General features: G+C 66.2%; 20 protein-coding genes and 1 tRNA gene. 9 read left to right on the forward strand and 12 right to left on the reverse strand.

Annotated features, from left to right (window positions below):
- Positions 1-199 precede the first annotated feature (199 nt).
- The 6 genes from VN11_RS17255 to rimK form a co-directional block, all read right to left on the reverse strand.
- Positions 200-604 carry a hypothetical protein gene (locus VN11_RS17255; protein ID WP_053450626.1) on the reverse strand — a complete coding sequence of 135 codons (405 nt, stop codon included), beginning with the start codon at positions 602-604 and terminating at the stop codon, positions 200-202.
- Positions 605-868: 264 nt separating this feature from the next.
- Positions 869-2,239: a sensor histidine kinase gene (locus tag VN11_RS17260; RefSeq protein ID WP_053450627.1), complete on the reverse strand. Its 1,371-nt coding sequence runs from the start codon at positions 2,237-2,239 to the stop codon at positions 869-871.
- Entirely contained in the window at positions 2,202-2,879 is a 678-nt protein-coding gene (locus VN11_RS17265) for a response regulator transcription factor (protein ID WP_005410804.1), read from the reverse strand. Before VN11_RS17265 ends, VN11_RS17260 begins: the two co-directional genes overlap by 38 nt.
- 8 nt (positions 2,880-2,887) lie before the next feature.
- On the reverse strand, positions 2,888-3,361 hold the full coding sequence (locus VN11_RS17270; protein WP_053450628.1) for a hypothetical protein: 474 nt from the start codon (positions 3,359-3,361) through the stop codon (positions 2,888-2,890).
- 89 nt (positions 3,362-3,450) lie between these two features.
- Positions 3,451-3,927: a hypothetical protein gene (locus tag VN11_RS17275; RefSeq protein WP_053450629.1), complete on the reverse strand. Its 477-nt coding sequence runs from the start codon at positions 3,925-3,927 to the stop codon at positions 3,451-3,453.
- Positions 3,928-4,173: 246 nt separating this feature from the next.
- Complete coding sequence (rimK, locus tag VN11_RS17280) at positions 4,174-5,052, reverse strand: 30S ribosomal protein S6--L-glutamate ligase (protein WP_053450630.1); 879 nt, start codon at positions 5,050-5,052, stop codon at positions 4,174-4,176.
- A 171-nt stretch (positions 5,053-5,223) separates the two neighbouring features.
- On the opposite strand from rimK, the gene VN11_RS17285 reads away from it, so the two are divergent.
- Positions 5,224-5,583, forward strand: a complete 360-nt coding sequence (locus VN11_RS17285; protein WP_053450631.1) for a hypothetical protein — start codon at positions 5,224-5,226, stop codon at positions 5,581-5,583.
- Here VN11_RS17285 and VN11_RS17290 read toward each other — a convergent pair.
- The 3 genes from VN11_RS17290 to VN11_RS17300 form a co-directional block, all read right to left on the reverse strand.
- Positions 5,570-6,520, reverse strand: a complete 951-nt coding sequence (locus VN11_RS17290) for a hypothetical protein (protein ID WP_148564989.1) — start codon at positions 6,518-6,520, stop codon at positions 5,570-5,572. The two genes, VN11_RS17285 and VN11_RS17290, sit on opposite strands and share 14 nt — an antisense overlap.
- 146 nt (positions 6,521-6,666) lie before the next feature.
- Positions 6,667-6,740: transfer RNA gene (locus VN11_RS17295), tRNA-Gly, on the reverse strand.
- Positions 6,741-6,870: 130 nt separating this feature from the next.
- Positions 6,871-8,706 carry an autotransporter domain-containing esterase gene (locus tag VN11_RS17300; protein ID WP_053450633.1) on the reverse strand — a complete coding sequence of 612 codons (1,836 nt, stop codon included), beginning with the start codon at positions 8,704-8,706 and terminating at the stop codon, positions 6,871-6,873.
- Between the two features lie 207 nt (positions 8,707-8,913).
- Here VN11_RS17300 and thiS point away from each other — a divergent pair, with 207 nt between their 5' ends.
- The 4 genes from thiS (at position 8,914) to VN11_RS17320 (ending at position 12,650) form a co-directional block, all read left to right on the forward strand.
- A complete protein-coding gene (gene thiS, locus VN11_RS17305; protein ID WP_008265079.1) occupies positions 8,914-9,114 on the forward strand; it encodes a sulfur carrier protein ThiS in 201 nt (66 codons plus the stop codon).
- 132 nt (positions 9,115-9,246) lie between these two features.
- Positions 9,247-10,041, forward strand: coding sequence for a thiazole synthase (locus tag VN11_RS17310; protein ID WP_053450634.1), 795 nt, complete (start codon positions 9,247-9,249; stop codon positions 10,039-10,041).
- Positions 10,041-10,775: a tRNA (guanosine(46)-N7)-methyltransferase TrmB gene (gene trmB, locus VN11_RS17315; RefSeq protein ID WP_010481468.1), complete on the forward strand. Its 735-nt coding sequence runs from the start codon at positions 10,041-10,043 to the stop codon at positions 10,773-10,775. Before VN11_RS17310 ends, trmB begins: the two co-directional genes overlap by 1 nt.
- 27 nt (positions 10,776-10,802) lie before the next feature.
- Entirely contained in the window at positions 10,803-12,650 is a 1,848-nt protein-coding gene (locus VN11_RS17320) for an SLC13 family permease (protein ID WP_053450635.1), read from the forward strand.
- A gap of 376 nt (positions 12,651-13,026) precedes the next feature.
- Here VN11_RS17320 and VN11_RS17325 read toward each other — a convergent pair whose 3' ends face one another.
- A complete protein-coding gene (locus VN11_RS17325) occupies positions 13,027-13,362 on the reverse strand; it encodes a Rieske (2Fe-2S) protein (protein ID WP_004154391.1) in 336 nt (111 codons plus the stop codon).
- 178 nt (positions 13,363-13,540) lie between these two features.
- On the opposite strand from VN11_RS17325, the gene VN11_RS17330 reads away from it, so the two are divergent.
- From VN11_RS17330 to VN11_RS17345, 4 genes are all read left to right on the forward strand, one after another.
- Entirely contained in the window at positions 13,541-13,822 is a 282-nt protein-coding gene (locus tag VN11_RS17330) for a hypothetical protein (protein WP_049457686.1), read from the forward strand.
- Between the two features lie 75 nt (positions 13,823-13,897).
- Entirely contained in the window at positions 13,898-14,614 is a 717-nt protein-coding gene (locus VN11_RS17335) for a fumarylacetoacetate hydrolase family protein (protein WP_053450636.1), read from the forward strand.
- A gap of 54 nt (positions 14,615-14,668) precedes the next feature.
- Complete coding sequence (mscL, locus tag VN11_RS17340) at positions 14,669-15,073, forward strand: large-conductance mechanosensitive channel protein MscL (protein WP_004154386.1); 405 nt, start codon at positions 14,669-14,671, stop codon at positions 15,071-15,073.
- A gap of 225 nt (positions 15,074-15,298) precedes the next feature.
- Complete coding sequence (locus VN11_RS17345) at positions 15,299-16,720, forward strand: M28 family peptidase (RefSeq protein WP_053450637.1); 1,422 nt, start codon at positions 15,299-15,301, stop codon at positions 16,718-16,720.
- 124 nt (positions 16,721-16,844) lie between these two features.
- Here the strand turns inward: VN11_RS17345 and VN11_RS17350 are convergent, their stop codons facing one another.
- Both VN11_RS17350 and VN11_RS17355 read right to left on the reverse strand, forming a co-directional pair.
- Complete coding sequence (locus VN11_RS17350; RefSeq protein WP_053450638.1) at positions 16,845-18,296, reverse strand: alanine/glycine:cation symporter family protein; 1,452 nt, start codon at positions 18,294-18,296, stop codon at positions 16,845-16,847.
- Positions 18,297-18,306: 10 nt separating this feature from the next.
- Positions 18,307-19,299, reverse strand: coding sequence for a hypothetical protein (locus tag VN11_RS17355; protein WP_053450639.1), 993 nt, complete (start codon positions 19,297-19,299; stop codon positions 18,307-18,309).
- Between the last annotated feature and the right edge of the window lie 37 nt (positions 19,300-19,336).

The raw sequence follows: 19,336 nt of genomic DNA on the forward strand, positions 1-19,336 counted from the left end.
ACGCGCTTTCCATGCTTCAAGCCTTGGCGGATCAATGCCGAGGACGCAATCCGAAAAGTTTCCGAAAAGCGTCGAAGATCAATTTCTGCCTGGTATTACAGCGCTTGCACGATGCATCGCGGGGGCGTGCAGCCGTTGCCGAGCCGCCAGGAAGGCGGAATACGACAGCGGCTGCGGGGCGGTGCCTCGCACGCGGCGACTATTGCAGCGTCGCCGAACCCCGATTCCTTTCGGCCTGCAACTGCCGTTGTGCGTGGGTGGTCAGCTCCCGCGCAGCCAGCAGCAGGCCATTCATCGCATCCGGGGGCACGACCTGCGACGGGCCTCCCCGGGTGCGTGCGACATGCACGGCATACATCATCCGGGTCAAGCTCGTGATTCCTGCGACGGTGTGCCGGATGCCCGCCAGCGTGCCAGCCTCCGGGGCACTCAGCCCGGTGCGCTGTGTGGAACCGTCGATGTCCATCTGCCCCTTCAGCATCGGCATCAGGCCATCGGGCCCGGACAGTACGTCCTCGACGCGCTGGGCGATTTCGACAGACAGCTGCCTGATCGATTCGCCGACCAGTTGATACAGGTTCGGGTAATGGGTGCGGTATGACATGGCGCAGCTCCTGGCGGACGGTGGGTGATCCCGGCAGAAGCATCTGACTCTGTGCTCGTCGGTCCGTCAGGGGGCAAATGCGCCAACAGCGCAATCAGATCGCCGAACCGTGAGCCATGACACGCAACAGCGCCACAACGCCCGCGGGGATCGCGAACCGGACGGCCCCGGACGGGCGTATTCGTGCTGCGTACGACAGTGGATTCACACCCTGCGTGGGGCTCACGTGCCGACCAAGGTCGGCACCTACCAAAGCAGCGGCCCTTACAACGGCTTCGGCGAGAACGTGAGGGTGGCGATTACGCCGCGCTCGCCGCCCGGGCGCACGCTTACCTGCCAGCCATACAGATCGCACAGGCGGCTGACGATCGACAGGCCGATGCCGCCGCCCTGCGAATGGCCGGCATGGGTGCCGCGATAGCCACGCTGGAACAGCTTGGCTGCATCTTCTTCACTCAGGCCCGGGCCGCTGTCGGTCACCGAGACCGCGTTGGCACCCACGTGCACGCGCACCTCGCCATCCTGCGAGTACTTCACGGCATTGCCGATCAGATTGCCCAAGGCCACCGACAAGGCGGCTTCCGGCGCGTCGATCACCAGATCGCGTTCGCCTTCCAGCGCCAGTTCCAGCGGCTTGCCACCCAGCTGTGCACGGTGCGCATCCAGCAGCTGCTCGGCCACCCGGGCCACGTTGCTGGTGCCCTGCCCGCGCTCGTTGCGCGACAGCAGCAGCAGCGCGCCGATCAGGTCGCTGCACTGCTGTTCGGCGCGCTGGATGCGCTGCAGGCGCTGCAGCACCTTTTCATCCAGGCCGGGGCGGGTCAGCAGCAGCTCGGTGGCACCGCGGATCACTGCCAGCGGCGTGCGCAGTTCATGGCTGACGTCGGCATTGAACTCGCGGTCGCGCTGCACCACCTCGGTCAACCGCGACGAGTAATCATCCAGCGCCTGTGCCAACTGCCCCACCTCATCGTCGGGGAAGCGCGGCGCCAGCGGTTCGGGATCACTGGTGCCACCGCGATAGGCACGCAGCCGCGCTGCCAGATCCGAGACCGGCTTCATCACCTTCGACGCCGACCACCAGCCCAGCACCAGCGACAGCACGCTGAACACCAGCACCGACAACACCAGCGCGCGGTTGAGCTGTTTGCCACCGCGCACGCTGTCGGTCATGTCATAGGCAAGGAAGAACCAGGCATCATCGCTCTTGCGCACGGCCAGCTTGTAGGCATACGGCTGCCCCTGTTCGTCGGTGCCGCTCAGGTTGTAGTTGCCGGTCTGCAGATCGGCCCATTGCGGCCAGGACTCGCGCGCCTTGTCGAATTTGTCCGCCGAGTAGGCGTAAGCACGGATCTGCTGCACCGGCACGGCCGGGTTGCGCCCCGGGTGCTCGTAGAAGCGACGCGCGTACTCTTCGATGTTGTGGTTGATCACGTCTTCCACCAACTGGTTTTCCACCCGCATGCGGGCCCAGTTGGTGGCGAACGCGAACAGCGTTGTCAGGCAGAAGCCCAACAACACGAACGAGACGATGATGCGGCTGCGCAGGCGCCGCCGATAAGGCGTGCGCCGACGCTCCCCTTTCGCTGCCACCGAATCAGGCTTCCGGGGTAGCGATGCGGTATCCGATGCCATGGCGGGTCTGGATCAGCGGCACTTCAAACGGCTTGTCGACCACCGCACGCAGGCCATGGATGTGCACGCGCAGCGAATCGGAGTCGGGCAATTCCTCACCCCACACCCGGGTTTCCAGCTCCTGGCGGGTCACCACGGCCGGGGCCGCTTCCATAAGCGCCTGCAGGATCTTCAGTGCAGTCGGGTTGAGCTGCAGCAGCTTGCCCTGGCGACGCACTTCCAGCGTATCCAGGTTGTATTCCAGATCGCCGGTTTCCAGCACGCGGGTCTGCACGCCCTTTCCACGGCGCGACAGGGCATTCAGACGTACTTCCACTTCCTGCAGCGCGAACGGCTTGATCAGGTAGTCGTCGGCACCGGAATCGAAGCCGGCCAGCTTGTTGTCCAGTGAATCGCGCGCGGTCAGCATCAGCACCGGGGTCTGCTTGCGCGCTTCATTGCGCAGCTTGCGGCAGACTTCGATACCGTCCATGCCGGGCAGGTTGAGATCCAGCACGATCGCGTCGAACTCGTGCACCACGGCCAGATGCAGGCCGGTGACCCCGTCAGCCGCGAAGTCCACCGTGTGCCCGCGGTCCTCCAGGTAATCACCCAGGTTGGCCGCAATGTCGCTGTTGTCTTCGATTACCAGAATTCTCACTGTCACCTCTAATTGACGAATTTGCCGGTGCGCTGGGCCTGGCTCATGTCACGCTGTGCCCTGTCCTTCTGCCGGGCGCGCTCGGCAACGGTGCTGCACTGCGTGGTGGACCGGTTCGAACCCGTCACTTTCTCGCGCTGGCATATTAGACGACTATCCTCACGCGCTTGTGTCAAAACCGTGTTCACGATCTGCTGGTCGTTGAAGATATCGGTTCGCACCTGTTCAGGCATCGAATCGCGGTTCGGATGCTGCTCGACGGCCGTGCGCATGCGCACCAGCGCCTCACGTACCCGGCTGCGGTCGCTCTGCTTCAGTTCGCTGTAGGTCTCGCCATCGTTGAGCTGGATTTCAATGCGCTCGATCTGCTGCTGCAGCGGCTTGCCGGGCAGGAAGACTTCGCTGGACTCTTTGGACGCAGAGGCGACGGTGGCCAGGGTCAGCCCCGAGAACAGCACCGCCGACATCAGGAGGGACTTCATGACAAACGAATCCTTGTTTGAATGGATCGCTGACTGTATTCGCACCACCTTCACGCCAGCAAGTGCCAAGCGCAGGGGCGGCGGACGGCCTAGCGGTTGCTGGGAGGCGAGAGGTCGGTGAAGGTGCGCTGGTCATGGAGCAGGGCCTTGCCCTTCTCCTCGATGCGCCGCCGTTCGGCCACGGTCATGCAGCGGCTTTTGGGCATGTTGCTGCCGGTGGTGCGGGTGTATTGGCAGACCTGCCGGCTGTCATCATGGGCCCGGGCAAGCAGGGTATTGACCCGTTCCTGGTCGTTGAAGACGTCGTTCTGGACCTGCGGCGGCAGTTCCTGCAGCGTCTGGCGGTCCCCCATCCGCTGGGTGATGCGCGCCAGTGCCTGTCGCACCTGGGCGCGGTCATCCGCGGAAATCTCACTGTAGTCGCCGTCGTCCAGGGCCTTCTCGACCTTCCGGACCTGTTCGGCCACCGGCATCTGCCGGTCCATCTGTACAACGGCTTTTTCCGGCTTGGCGACAGCCGTGCCTGCCAGCCCCAGCAACAACGCGATCATGGTGACGCGATACATCGCTTGCCTCCGATCCATCCAGGAACGATGGAGGCCACTCTACGGCCGTCACGGCGCCTCCACAAGCGGCGCGCCTGGCCCATAAAAAAGACCCAGGCGGTGCCCCCGCCTGGGTCTGAAGTTGTATCCCGATACCGATCCTGCTGAGAGGCAGAGCTGCGGTTCGCTGAAGGCTACGCCCGGGCCGATTAAAGGCATGTTAAACCAGGCCTCATCAACCCATGAGATTCATAAGCGACTGAATAATCAGGGCTTTTTAAGCTTCTCCACGTGATCGATGATGCGCGTGGCCACGTCCACCCCGCACGCCGCTTCGATGCCCTCCAGCCCCGGCGTGGAGTTGACCTCCAGCACCAGCGGGCCGCGCGCGGAACGGATCAGGTCCACCCCGCACACCGACAGGCCCAGCGCCTTGGCCGAACGGACCGCGACCTGCTGTTCGGCGCGGCTGGCCTTGGCCGCCACCGCCGTACCGCCCGCATGCAGGTTGGAGCGGAAGTCGCCCTCCGGCGCCTGTCGCTGCATCGAGGCCACCACCTGGTCACCGACCACGAAGCAGCGCAGGTCCGCGCCCTTGGCCTCGCCGATGAACTCCTGCATCAGGAAATTGGCATACAGCCCGCGCAGCGCCTCGACGATGCCACGCGAGGCGCTGGCCTTCTCGGTGAGGATCACACCGCGGCCCTGGGTGCCTTCGTTGAGCTTCACCACATGCGGCGGCGGGCCGAGCATGGACAGCAGGTCGACGGTGTCGTCGGGGTTGTCGCCGAATACGGTGACCGGCATGTCGATGCCCTTGGCAGCCAGCAACTGGTGCGCACGCAGCTTGTCACGCGAGCGCAGGATCGCATCGGACGGGTTGGGCGTGCGGGCCCCCATCAGTTCGAACTGGCGCAGCACGGCCGTGCCATAGCGGGTGATCGAGGCACCGATGCGCGGGATGACCATGTCCACGCCGGTCATCGGCCGGCCCTTGTAGTGCATCGAGAAGCCATCGGCGGCGATGCGCATGTAGCAGCGCAGCGGGTCGAGGATACGCACGGTGTGGCCGCGCGCGCGCGCCGCCTCGACCAGCCGGCGGGTGGAATACAGGGAGCTGTTGCGTGACAGGATGGCGAGCTTCATCGCGGCGGGATCGGGCGGCAGGCGCGCAGCATAGCGCGCGCGTGTGGCGGGCGGATGATGCCGCGCCCGATGACGCCGGCACCGCCGCACAGGCTGTGCCAAGATGGCCACGCCGGCCACAGGACAGGAACACGGCCGGCTTACACAACCCAAGGAGAACCACAGATGCGAATGGGAATTCCGCTGTTGTTGCTGTTTGGCCTGGCGGGGGGCGCCACCGAAGTGCATGCCGCGCCCACCCATGCAGTCTCCCGGCTCTATTTCGACGCCAGCAACACGCTGATTGGCCAGAGCCTGCGCTACTGCACCGGCAGAACCCAACACCAGGGGGCTGCCTCACATACCAACACCCGCTGGATCGATGTCACCTATGCCTGCAACGGCGACTCGACCGAGGTGAGCTACGGAGGCTGGGTACCGGCCGACCTGCGGCAGGATTTCTGCGGCCTGTATGACGCCTGCACCTTGTTGATGCCGTGGCCGGAACACACGTTGCCCGGCCCGCTGGCGCCCGGATTCAATTCCGACTGACCGGCCGCCCCGCGGCAACGTCTCCGGCGATGGAGCCATCGTCGCCGGAGACACTTTTCGACAGTGCGATGATCTCTTCCATCCGTGCGCGCGCCTGTTGCATCTGCTCGGGCGCAAGCATCCCATGGCTGTACAGCTCCTCAAGCGAGTTGTAACCACACACACCGGCGCGGCACATGCGTTGGAGGATGGGGGAATCGGCGCCGCAAGGTACGCCCTTTCGGCAGCCCGCCAGCATCCATGCAGCTTCCTCGACGGCTGTGCCCGCCTTGTAGGGCTTCAACGCTTCGATGCGGTGGGAGGCGGCTTCCCCCATGGTTGCCGCAAGTGCCATGTAGGCTTCACCGTCGTCCTGCATGAGCACGGCTTCGACAAACGTCTTGTGGTCCTCCACCGAAAGATCCTGATCAGCGAGGTGGAGGCCAGGCGCCGCCTGTTCGATCTGTGCAGCAAGGCTTCCCTGATTCACCGCCAGTTCCCGGTAGCGCTTCAGATTGCGGAAGCCGCTCACAACGTCCTCGGGCATTCCTTCGCATCGCGCCTTGAACCACGCCGTGCTGCGCTGGAGTGCGACCTTCTTTTCCTGTGCGATGTCCAATCCCGCGAGCGAGCCCCAGTCAGGAATGACGGCACAGTCGTCATGGATGCGGCTGAGTACAAAACTCGCGTTCGCGTCGCCGCTCCTGGACAGGAATTCAAGGTCCGCCATCAACGGCTGAACGTTTCGAGCGGTGTAGTACTTCTGATAGGCGGCGGGCGCATTTCCCGTGGCCGCCATGCCGGAGTTCGCGACTCCTGTGGCGGGGATGGCCGTGGCGCTTGCGGTGCGCGCTGCATGTCCGGCTTCAGAAGGGGCCGTGCTGTCCGTGCACGCTGTCGTTGCCAGTGCCAGCACTGGAGCCAGCAGAAAGGCGTTCCATCGTGAGCTGGCCCGCATCCTCATTCCTTGTCCCAACGTCATCATCCGGCGTGAAGGGGCATTCACTCTAGTGATGCTGCACGTCGGTCACAAGGCTGGATCGACAGGCACACGAAAGCGGGCATCGAGCGCCCGAATCTGCGGTGCAAAAGAAGGAGATGCGATGGAGCGGGCGATGGGAATCGAACCCACGTCAGTAGCTTGGGAAGCTACAGCTCTACCATTGAGCTACGCCCGCGTTGCGGTGGAAAGTCTATGCGCTGGGGCCGGTGTTGCGCAATGGTTGGCCGCGCCGCATGCGCCGGACACGGTCCGGCGCTGTTGTCAGGCATCCCGGGCACCGTGCGGTGCCCGGGATGACGCGTGGATCAGAAGTTGCCGCTGAAGTTGGCGAACAGCGTCGCGTCCTGGGCACGCTTCTGCCCGGCCGAAGCACTCAGGCCGAAGTTGCTCTGCAGGCCGAACATCTCCGTACGGGCACCCAGTACGACGGTGGCGTAGTTCTTGTCGAAGTTCAGGCCCGGCACGCGATAGCTGCCCAGTTCCGGCAGGGTCTGCAGCCAGGCGCTGGCCTGCTTGGTGTCTTCGAACTCGTGGTCGTAGGTCAGCTGTGCGTACGGTTTGACCGCACCGCCGTCGAAGCGGGCCTGCCAGCCGATGCGGCCAACGGTCGAATCGACATTCTGGCGGTCATAGCCCAGCGCGGTGGCCAGCGTGCCGGCCGCGGCGCTTTCGGTGTAACCGTCGATCTTCACCTTCTGCCAGATCACCGAGGCGATCGGGCCGTGGCGGAAACCGCCCTCGGTGCCGAACTCGTAACCGGCGTTCAGCGCTGCGGTCAGGTTGCTGCCGTCCGGCGAACCGCCGTGCTCGCGGGTGGCCGGGCCCAGCTGGACCTTGCGGTTCACGTCATAGGACAGCCAGGTGTAGCTGACCTGGCCGTTGACCCAGATGCGGTCGTGGTACCAGCCGGCGAACAGACCGGCGGTGGTGTCCTTCTGGGTGAAGTCACCGCGGCTGTTGCCGAAGTCGGCATTGAGGCGGCCGAAGCCGGCGAAGCCGCCGAACACCATGCCGTCGCGTGCCCAGTCGACACCGAACAGGCCGGCCGGCGCCAGGCCGTCGTACAGGTCGGCGTGGTCGTAGCGCTGCAGGTCGCCGCGCACGCCGCCCCACCAGGACAGGCCGTCGGCCGGACGCCCTCCCAGGTGCATGCTGACCTGGTCGGCGCGCGAACGGCCGATGGTCTGCGCCGAGTGGCTCAGCACCTGCTGCAGGCGCGGGCCTTCCAGTACCGAGACCGCGTACTGGCCCAGCAGCTGGTGGCCGGCCGTGGTCGGATGCACGCCATCGGCGAACAGATAGGTATTGGCCGCATCCGGGCTGACATAGCTGGTCGGGTTGCAGGTCAGGATGCTCTGCGTCGGATTGGTCGGATCGATCTTGCAGGCGGTGCTGGTGACGTTGGTGAAGCCGTACAAGGCCGGGTTGGCGGCCACTTCGCCCAGCACGGTGAAGGTGTCGAGCGGAATGAACTCGATGCCGGCCTGCTTCAGGCCACCGTACAGGGCCTTGTTGTAACCGGCCGACAGCGCGGTGGCGGCACCGGCATTCGGGCCACGGAACGACGGGGTCAGGCCGACGTTGGGCAGGTTGGGCACCAGCACGTACTGCGCGCCGGCCTGCTTGAGCGCGCCGACCAGGGCGATCTGGTCGGTCACGGCCGCGCCGATGATGGCCTGCGCCTGTGCCGGCGCTGCCGCTGCCGCGAACAGGTCGTTGGCGCCACCCCAGACGGTATACAGGGCATTTGCGTCAGCCTTGCCGCCATTTGCAGCGAGGTAACGAGCAGCCTGCGACTTCAGCGAGGGGATCGGACCCAGCGCACCGCTGCCTTCCACCGATACGCGGGCACCGCCCACGGCGTAGTTGTCACCGTTCTGGCCGTTGCCGTTGGCTGCGCCGTTGAGACCGTAGTAATTGGCCAGCTGCTGCGACCAGACCCAGCCCGGGTTGGTGGTGAACTGGCCGGTGACCGGCTGCACGCCGGGCGGCAGCAGCGGGCGGAAGTAGCCGGCGTCGGTCAGGCTGTCGCCGAAGAACACCGCGTGGGTATACGGGGATTCGCCTGCCATGGCCGGAACCGCGGCCAGCGCGATCGCGGCCGCCATCAGGGAGCGGATCGGGCGTTTGCTGAGCAGCATGTAAAGAACTCCTGTGGGGAAATCGTTGAGGACCCGGCGGACGTACGCCGGCGCACGGTGAATGGTTTCACCGCGCCGCCTTTTGCTCACGCTGCGCCGCCGCATGGATTGTCGCCCGGCCCTGCGCCAGCGTGCTGTGCAGGACGTGGCATCTGGCGCAGATTGCAACTGTTCCGATCCCGGAGGGCCATCAGCGACAATGTGCTGATGAACATCCAGCTCAATGGCGAACCCCGTACCCTGCCCGCTTCGGCGACCCTTCACGATCTGCTTGAGGCCGAGCAGCTGCTGCAGCGCCGGGTGGCGGTGGAGGTCAACGGCGAGATCGTCAGCCGCAGCCGCCATGGCGAGCATGTCCTGGCCGAGGGCGACGTGGTGGAGATCGTGCACGCGCTGGGCGGCGGTTGAGGCCATTCCGGGTAGTGCCGGCCGCTGGCCGGCCATCCGACGCTGTCTGACGCCTCACATCTACCGGCCAACGGCCGGCACTACCTTTGGTTGCGTGACCCCATCTTCAGGCGGATAAGCGATAATCGCGCCATGAACGTTCATGTCTCCCCCGATTCGCTGGTGATCGCCGGCAAGACCTATGGCTCGCGGCTGCTGACTGGCACCGGCAAGTTCAAGGACCTGGAAGAAACCCGCCTGGCCACCGAGGCTGCAGGCGCCCAGATCGTCACCGTGGCCATCCGCCGGACCAACATCGGCCAGAACCCGGGCGAACCGAACCTGCTGGACGTGCTGCCGCCGGACCGTTACACCATCCTGCCCAACACCGCTGGCTGCTACACCGCCGAGGACGCCGTGCGCACCTGCCGCCTGGCCCGTGAGCTGCTGGACGGCCACAACCTGACCAAGCTGGAAGTGCTGGGCGACCAGAAGTCGCTGTACCCGGACGTGGTGCAGACCCTCAAGGCCGCCGAACAGCTGGTCAAGGACGGCTTCGAGGTGATGGTCTACACCTCCGACGACCCGATCCTGGCGAAGCGCCTGGAAGAGATCGGCTGCGCCGCGGTGATGCCGCTGGCCGCGCCGATCGGCTCGGGCCTGGGCATCCAGAACAAGTACAACCTGCTGCAGATCATCGAAGACGCCAAGGTGCCGATCATCGTCGACGCCGGCGTGGGCACCGCCTCGGACGCGGCGATCGCGATGGAGCTGGGCTGCGACGGCGTGCTGATGAACACCGCCATCGCCGGCGCGCGCAGCCCGGTGCTGATGGCCAGCGCGATGCGCAAGGCGGTCGAAGCCGGCCGCGAGGCGTTCCTGGCCGGGCGCATCCCGCGCAAACGCTACGCCAGTGCCTCCTCTCCGGTGGATGGGCTGATCGGCTGATGACCAATCCTTTCGACAGCGCCGGCTCCAAGGCCCCGCCCAAGCCCTTCACCGTCAGCGAAGGCCGCCGTGAAGTGCGCAGCTTCGTGTTGCGCCAGGGCCGATTCACCCCCGCCCAGCAGCGTGCGTTCGACGAACGCTGGCCGCGTTTCGGCATCGACTACAACGGCCAGCCGCGCGATCTGGACGCCACCTTCGGTCGCCCCGCCCACAAGGTGCTGGAAATCGGCTTCGGCAACGGCGCCGCGCTGCGCTTCGCGGCCCAGCACGACCCGTCGCGTGATTACATCGGCATCGAGGTGCATGCGCCCGGCGTGGGCCGGCTGCTGAACGCGCTGGCCGACGACAACGCCGACCACGTGCGCCTGTACCACCACGATGCGGTGGAAGTGCTGCAGAACGAGATCGCCGACGGCGCGCTGGATGAAGTGCGCATCTACTTCCCGGACCCGTGGCACAAGAAGCGCCACAACAAGCGCCGCCTGCTGCAGCCGGCGTTCGCCGAACTGCTGGTGCGCAAGCTGCGCCCGGGCGGCCGCCTGCACTGCGCGACCGACTGGGAGGACTACGCCGAGCAGATGTGGGACGTGCTCGACGCCACCGCCGGGCTGGTCAACCGTGCCGGCCCGCGCGGCAGCGTTCCGCGCCCGGACTGGCGTCCGCAGACCCACTTCGAGACCCGCGGCCAGAAGCTCGGCCATGGCGTCTGGGACCTGTTGTACGACCGCACCTGACGATCGCCTGAGGACGCCGCGCCCCACATGGATACCGCGCTGACGCTGACCAACGACATGAAGCTCGTGCTTGGGCTGGTCGGCTTCACGATGGCGATGTTCCTGTTCGAGCGCATCCGCGCCGACGTGGTCGCACTGGTGGTACTGGTGGTGCTCGGCGTCACCGGGCTGATCGCACCGGAGGAGATCTTCGGCGGTTTCTCCGGTAACGCGGTGATGAGCATCATCGCCACCACCATCCTCGGTGCGGGCCTGGATCGCACCGGGGCGCTGAACCGGCTGGCCGCCTGGCTGCTGCGGCGCGGACACGGCGTCGAGCAGCGGCTGCTGATGATGACCACGGCCATTGCCGGCCTGAACTCGTCCTTCATGCAGAACCCGTCGGTGATGGCGCTGTACCTGCCGGTCGCCTCGCGACTGGCCGCGCGCACCGGGCTGACCCTGCAGCGCCTGCTGCTGCCGATCTCGGCGGCGATCGTGATGGGCGGCGCGCTGACCATGGTCGGCAACTCGCCGCTGATCCTGCTGAACGACCTGCTGGCCTCGGCCAACAACAACCTGCCCTCGGGCCTGGCCACCATCGAGCCGCTGCGCATGTTCGCGCCGCTGCCGATCGGCGTGGCGCTGCTGGTTGCCTCGCTGCTGTACTTCCGCTACTACGGCGACCGCAAGCTGATCGAGGAAGAGAACCTGGTCAACGACGGGGTCACCCCGGCACGTACCGAAAGCTACTTCGCCAAGACCTACGGCATCGAAGGTGATGTGTTCGAGCTGGTGGTCAGCGCCGAAAGCCCGCTGGTGGGCATGACCCTGGGCGAGGCGGAGAACCTGCACGATGCACCGCTGCTGCTGGCCCTGAAGACCGGCAACGACACCCGCCTGGCACCGCCTGCGGAGATGCGCATCTGGGTTGGCAGCGTGCTGGGTGCGATGGGCCCGCGCCAGCAGATCAGCGATTTCGCGCAGAACCAGTTCCTGCGCATGTCCTCGCGCCTGAAGCACCTGGGCGACCTGTTCAACCCCAGCCGCGCCGGCATTTCCGAGGCGGTGGTGCCGCCGACCTCGAACGTGATCGGCAAGAGCGCGGCCGACCTGCGCCTGCGCAAGGAACGCGGCATCAGCCTGCTGGCGATCAACCGCGACAAGCAGGTGATCCGCGAAGACGTGCGCGACGTGCAGTTGCGTGCGGGCGACATGCTGGTCTTCCACAGCATCTGGACCGACCTGGCACAGGCCGCCAAGAGCCGGGACTTCGTGGTGGTGACCGATTACCCGACCGGCGAGCAGCGCCCGCACAAGTTCAAGATCGCGATGGCGATCTTCGCGCTGACCATCCTGATCGCGCTGACCAGCAAGCTACCGGTGGCGCTGACCCTGATGACCGGCGTGGCCGGCATGCTGCTGACCGGCGTGCTGCGCATGGACGAGGCCTATGCCTCGATCAACTGGAAGACGGTGTTCATGATGGCCGGGCTGATTCCGCTCGGCTGGGCAATGGACTCCAGTGGCGCGGCGGCATGGGTGGCCGGCCATACCATCGACAAGCTGCCCACCGGCATTCCGCTGTGGGTGCTGGAGGTGGCGCTGGCGTTGCTGACCACCGCGTTCTCGCTGGTGATCAGCCATGTGGGTGCGACCATCGTGATGGTCCCCATCGCGGTGAACCTGGCGCTGGCTGCCGGCGGCAGCCCGACCGCATTCGCGCTGATCGTGGCGCTGTCGGCGTCCAACAACCTGATGACGGCCTCCAATCCGGTGATCTCGATGATCACCGGTCCGGCCAACTACACCCCGCGCGAGATGTGGCGGGTCGGCGGCCCGCTGTCGCTGATCTACACCTGCGTGGTGGTGTTGATGATCAACCTGATGTTCTGAGGGTTGGGTTTGTTGGCAGGGCTGCGCCCTGCACCCCGGTAGTGCCGGCCGCTGGCCGGCAACCTCAACAGCAACAGCGTGCATTCCGTGGGATGGCGGGGCACTGTGGGTTTGCGGGGACGCCGTAAACCCATCCATGGGGGCTTGGTCGCGGCATCCATGCCGCTCACACCCCGCAAACCCACAGTGCCCCGCCTTCGACAGTTTCACGCGGCTGGTGGTGGGTGCCGACCGTTGGTCGGCACGGATCTCGCTCTGGTAGTTGTCGACCTTGGTCAACACGGCTTTTGTAGAGTCGAGCCGCGCTCGACTGCTCCTGGCTTGATGGGGTCAGAGCCGTTTTCCTGAGGAAAACGGATCCGCCCCCTGGCTGGCCTCAGGCCAGATAGACCTGCCCGTCGCGCACATCCACTGGCACGGCCCGCAGGCGGTCGCCCTTGCACGGGCCGGCGATGCAGTCGCCGCTGTCCAGCGCGAACGAAGCGCCATGTGCCGCGCACACCAGGTGGCCCTCGCGGCTCTTCAGGAACTGGCCCGGCGCCCAGTCCAGGCGGCGGCCGGCATGCGGGCAGATGTTCAGGAAGGCACGCACCTGCGCGCCGTCGCGATACAGCAGCACCGACTCGGCATCGCCATCAACCACCGCTTCGACCTCGGCAAACGCGCCATCGGCAATGGCATCAAGGGCGATCAGGGCAGCAGCGGCAGTCATGGCGAAGGCTCGGACAGTAAAGCGGCATTGTCGCACGCCTGCTCAGGTGACTGGCTGCAAGATGAACACAAGTCATTGATTCGTAATAAGCACAGGCTATATTTAACGAGTTTTTCACTCAATGACAGTGGCGCGTCCCGATACTCTGTTTTCGCTGATCCCAGCCTATCGAGCCGCCATGTTCAATCGCGCATCCGCCTTCACCCAGTTCCGCACCCTGTTCGCGCCGCGCAAGCCGCGTCATCCGTTGGTGCGCGTTGCCGTGGGCCTGCTCGGCCTGGCGATCCTGGCCGCGATGGTGTTCATCGGCGTGTTCGTCGGTGCGGCGATGATCCTGGTCGGGCTGGCGTGGAAGCTGTTGGCCTCGCGCAAGCCGGGCACCGCCCGTCCGGTCGATCCGACCGTGGTCGAGGGCGAGTACCGCGTGGTGCGCAAGCCTGTGCTGCCGGCCTCGCGTTGATCCATGCCTTCCGCGCCCGCTGACGGCGGGCGCCATGCGTTCTAGACTGCGGGCACGCCCTTCCTGGATGCCCGCATGTCCGATGTCTCCGATGTGATCCCTGCCGTTGCCCTGCCGCGTGTGCCGGTCGTGGGCGGCGGCAGTTTCCCCGTGCACCGCATCTACTGCGTGGGCCGCAACTTCGCCGACCATGCCCGTGAAATGGGCGCGGTGGTGCCGGCCGCCGATGACCGCGGCCGCCCGATGTTCTTCAGCAAGCCCGCCGATGCGATCGTGGTCGGCCATGACGATGCCATTCCCTATCCGCCGGCGACCGCCAACCTGCACCACGAAGTGGAACTGGTGGTGGCCATCGGCCGTGACGCGCCGGCCGGCGAGCTGGCCGTGGCCGATGCCGATGCACTGGTCTACGGCTATGCCGTCGGCCTGGACCTGACCCGCCGCGATCTGCAGGCGGCCGCCAAGGACAAGGGCCACCCGTGGGATGCCGCCAAGGGCTTCGATGCCTCCGCGCCGATCAGCGAGATCGTACATGCCGCCGAGGTTGGTGACCTGGCCGCGCTGAACCTGTCGCTGGAGGTCAACGGCGAAGTGCGCCAGCAGGCATTGCTCGACCAGATGATCTGGAACGTGCCGGAGATCCTGCATGAGCTGTCCAAGCTGTGGCAGCTGCGCGCCGGCGACCTGGTATTCATGGGCACCCCGTCCGGGGTGGCCGCGCTGAAGCCCGGCGACCGCTTCAGTGCCCGCCTGGAAAACGTGGCCGAGCGCCACGGCGTGATCGCCGGCTGACATCACCTGCGCTACCCTGCGCGCTGTCCACTTCCCCCCCGGAGAAAAACAACAATGGGAATGCTCACCGAGTTCAAGGAATTCGCGATGCGCGGCAACGTCATCGACCTCGCCGTCGGCGTGGTGATCGGCGCCGCCTTCGGCAAGATCGTGACCGCACTGGTCGAGAAGATCATCATGCCGCCGCTGGGCCTGCTGATCGGCAAGGTGGACTTCTCGCAGCTGGCCTGGACGTTGTCACCGGCCAGCATCGGTGCCGACGGCAAGGAGATCCCGGCGGTGGTGATCGGCTATGGCGACTTCATCAATACGCTGATCCAGTTCGTGATCGTGGCGTTCGCCATCTTCCTGGTGGTAAAGACGATCAACCGCCTGTCGCGCAAGCAGGAAGCCGCCCCGGCCGCACCGGCCGAGGAAGTGGTGCTGCTGCGCGAGATCCGCGACAGCCTGAAGAAGTAAGGTCGCAGAACGGTAGTGCCGGCCGCTGGCCGGCAACATCGGAACATGCGGGAGCCGGCCAGCGGCCGGCACTACCGCGACCGCACGAAAGCCCCGCTCCGGCGGGGCTTTCGCTTTGCCGGACGTGGCGGAAAACAGCGTTCGCGCCAGCCATGACCTCCCGCCCATGCACACGCCTGAACGACTGTTAAGCTCCAAGGCTTAGGTCCCTTCCCGGAGTTGTCCATGCGTCGCCGTGTGCTTGCCATCGCATCCTCCCTCGCCCTGCTGGCCGCCCCGGCCTTCGCGGCGCCGCGCACCACCACCCTGCCCCCGGCCTCGCTGGCTACCGCCGCACAGCTGCGCGACCAGGCACTGGCTGACGACACCGGCTGGAAGGTGGTCGAATCGCTCACCACCGAGATCGGTCCGCGCATCGCCGGCAGCGAAGCCGATGCCCGGGCCGTGGCCTGGGCCGAAGCCAAGTTCAAGGCACTCGGTTTCGACAAGGTATGGAAGGAACCGGTGACGTTCCCGAAGTGGGAACGCCGCAGCGAACATGCCGCGGTGACCGGCAGGAACCCGCAGCCGCTGCAGATCACCGCGCTGGGCGGCAGCCCGGGCGGCACCGTTGAAGCCGAAGTGGTGCGCTTTGCCGATCTGGCCGCATTGCAGGCCGCACCGGCCGGCTCGCTGAAGGGCAAGATCGCTTTCGTCGATTACCAGATGCTGCCGTTCCGCGATGGCCGCGACTACGGCCGTGGCGGCGCGATCCGCAGCAAGGGCCCGTCGGAGGCGATCCGCAAGGGTGCGGTCGGCTTCCTGATGCGCTCGGCGGGTACCGACTCGCATCGCGTGCCGCACACCGGTATCACCCGCTTCGATGAAGGCCTGACGCCGGTGCCGTCGGCAGCACTGTCGGTGCCCGACGCCGATCAGCTGGCGCGCCTGCTGGCCCGTGGCAGCACCACGGTGAAGGTGGCGCTGGATTGCGGCTGGGATGGCACGGCCACCTCGTACAACGTGATCGGCGAGATCACCGGCCGCAGCCTGCCGAAGGAAGTGGTGGTGATCGGTGGCCATCTGGATTCGTGGGACCTGGGCACCGGCGCAGTCGATGACGGCGCAGGCGTGGGCATCACCATGGCGGCCGGGCACCTGATCGGCCAGCTCAAGCAGGCACCGAAGCGCACCATTCGCGTGATCGCCTTCGCCAACGAGGAACAGGGGCTGTACGGCGGCAAGGCCTACGCCGAAGCGCACGCCAAGGACGTGGCCCTGCATCAGCTGGCAGCCGAGAGCGACTTCGGTGCCGGCCGCGTCTATGCCTTCAACACCGGCTCGCCGAACCCGGAAGGCTCGCGCGAAGCGACCCGGCAGATCGCCGAAGTGATGAAGCCGCTGGGCATCGAGTACCAGGCCGACAAGGGCGGCCCGGGCCCGGATGTCGGCCCGCTGGCGGCCAAGGGCGGTGCGTGGGCGTGGCTGGCGCAGGATGGCTCGGACTACTTCCACCTGCATCACACCGCCGACGACACTTTGGACAAGATCGACCCGAAGGCACTGGCGCAGAACGTGGCTGCCTACACGGTATTCGCGTACCTGGCCGCGGAAGCTGACGGTGGTTTCGGCAGCGAGGCCAAGGCGACCACGCCGCCGAACGAATGACGCTGGCGCCGGGCCATGCCCGGCGAGCGCAGCGGGAAGAGCGGTGCGAACCGAGGTTCGCACCCACAGGGCGATGGCGTGGGTCAGAGCCCTCGCCCTGACGAGGGATCTGACCCCGATCCTGTCAGCCCTCCCACACACGGGTGTTGCGCACGCCCAGCCGCTGTGGATTGAACAATGGTTCCGTACCGGCATGGCGATGCTGTTCGTAGTCGCGCAATGCCGCCAACGCCGGCTTCTGCAGCAGCAGGATGGCGATGATGTTGAGCCAGCTCATCAGGCCCACCCCGATGTCGCCCAGCGACCATGCCACCGTTGCGCTGTTCACCGCCGAGTAGCCGGCAACCGCCAGGAACAGCAGCTGGAATGCCCCCATCGCCCACCGCGAAGGACGATCCCGGCACAAGTAACTGACGTTGGTTTCGGCCATGTAGTACAGCGCCAGGATGGTGGTGAATGCGAATGGCAGGATCGCAAGCGCCACGAACGAACGGCCGAAGCCCGGCAGCGCCGATTCCACGGCGTGCTGCACGAAACGCGGCCCGGCCTCGACACCCGGAAGATTGGCCAGCAGCAGGCGGGCCTCATCGGGAATGCCGTTCACCGCCGGGTCGTAGATGTTGTACAGGCCGGTGGACAGGATCAGGAATGCGGTTGCGCTGCACACCACCATCGTGTCGATGTAGACCGAGAATGACTGCACCAGTCCCTGCTTGACCGGATGCGAGACTTCGGCGGCAGCGGCCGCATGCGCGCCACTGCCCATGCCGGCCTCGTTGGACAGCACGCCGCGGCGAACGCCCCACTGGATGGCGGTGCCGATCATCGCGCCGAAGGCCGCGTCCACGCCGAATGCGCTGTTCAGCACCAGCATGATCACGCCGGGCACTTTTTCCGCGTTGAGCACCATTACCACTGCGGCAACCATCAGGTAGGCCACCGCCATCAGCGGCACCACCCATTCCGCCACTCGCGCGATGCGCCGCACACCACCGATCAGGATGATGCCCAGCACCACCAGCAGCACCACGGTGGTGCTCATCACCGGCACATCCCAGGCTTCGTTCACCGCACTGGTGATGGCATTGGACTGGGTCCCTGCCAGCATGGCGCCGGCGAGCACGGTCACCAGCGCGAACAGCACTGCATACCAGCGCTGGCCCAGGCCCTTCTCGATGTAGTACGCCGGCCCGCCGCGGTACTGGCCCTTGGCATCACGGTCCTTGTAGATCTGCGCCAGGGTGGATTCGATGAAGGCACTGGAGGCACCGAGAAAGGCCACCACCCACATCCAGAGGATCGCCCCCGGGCCGCCGAAGGCGATGGCCATGGCCACGCCGGCGATGTTGCCTACGCCGACCCGGCTGGACAGCGAGATCGACAGTGCCTGGAACGGTGACACTCCGGACTCGGAGCGTTCGTGGCGGAACACCAGGCGCAGCATGTCCGGCAGCGCGCGCAGCTGGATGAAGCGGGTACGCACGCTGAAGTACAGGCCGGTGAGCAGGCACAGCACCACCAGGTAGGGGCTCCAGACCACGCCCAGGATCGCATTGACGATGGATTCGATGTTCATCGGCGGCCCCTCAGAAGAACATGCCCAGGGCGACCTGGGGGCTGACGATACGCCCGGTGTTGCGCCCGGCCACGGTGAATTCGACGCCGACGATCAGCCCCAGCGAAGGGCTGAAGTGATACTCCACGGCAGGCGCCAGGCTGACGTTGCGGCTGGCCGGGCGGCGTTCGTCGATGCGCTCGATTTCCCCCGCGCCGTTGCGGGCAAAGCCACTCAGCCGCTGGCCGGTCTCGCGGCTGGCGGCCATTTCCATCACCCCCACCCAGCGCGAATTGAAGCTGTACTCGGCGCCCACCGACAGCCCCAGCACCGAGCCACGCGCGATGTGACCCTGGAAGCTGTCGTCGGTACCGTAGACGCTGGTGCCGGAAATGGCGGTACGCGAGGGAGCGGGGCCGGCGCTGAACTGGGCCCGCCACCGCAGCGGGCGGTCGTTGCCCAGCCACACCACCTGCTGCACGCCCAGCGCAGCGGTGGTGCGCTGCACGCCGTCGCCCTGCGCATCGAGCGGATTGCCGGTGATGCGGTCATGGCTGCCGGTGCTGAAGCGCTGTACCAGCGCGACCGAGATGGCCGGGCGGGTGCCATCGGCGTTCGGCGCCTGCAGGAGGTACTGCAACCGTGCGGTGGTGTCGCCAGCGCGGAAACCACTGCTGCGTGCGCTGCCGGATTCCGAACGTGAGGCACTGAGGTTGACCTGGCCCATCACCCGGTCGCTGAAGCCATAGATGATCGGCACCACGGTTGCCCACGCGCCGCTGCGCTCGGCACTGCGGCGACGATCACCGTTGTCGTCATAGTGGTCGCGGCTGTCAACCCGCACCAGATAGGGCTCGATGTACCAGTTGCCCTGCGGCAGGCCGGCCGGATTCGGGGTGATCAGCGGTCCGGTGAAGTTGATGCCGTCCAGGCTTCGCTCATCGGCGTGCACCGCCGGTGCGGCGAGCGCACACAGGGCCAGCAGCAGGGATGCGCGCATCGTGGGATGTTTGACTCGATGCATGGGAACCACTCCTGTTCGACGTTGGATGGAGATCCAC

Origin of the sequence: Stenotrophomonas maltophilia, assembly GCF_001274595.1 — a bacterium.
GTDB classification, from domain to species: Bacteria; Pseudomonadota; Gammaproteobacteria; order Xanthomonadales; family Xanthomonadaceae; genus Stenotrophomonas; species Stenotrophomonas forensis.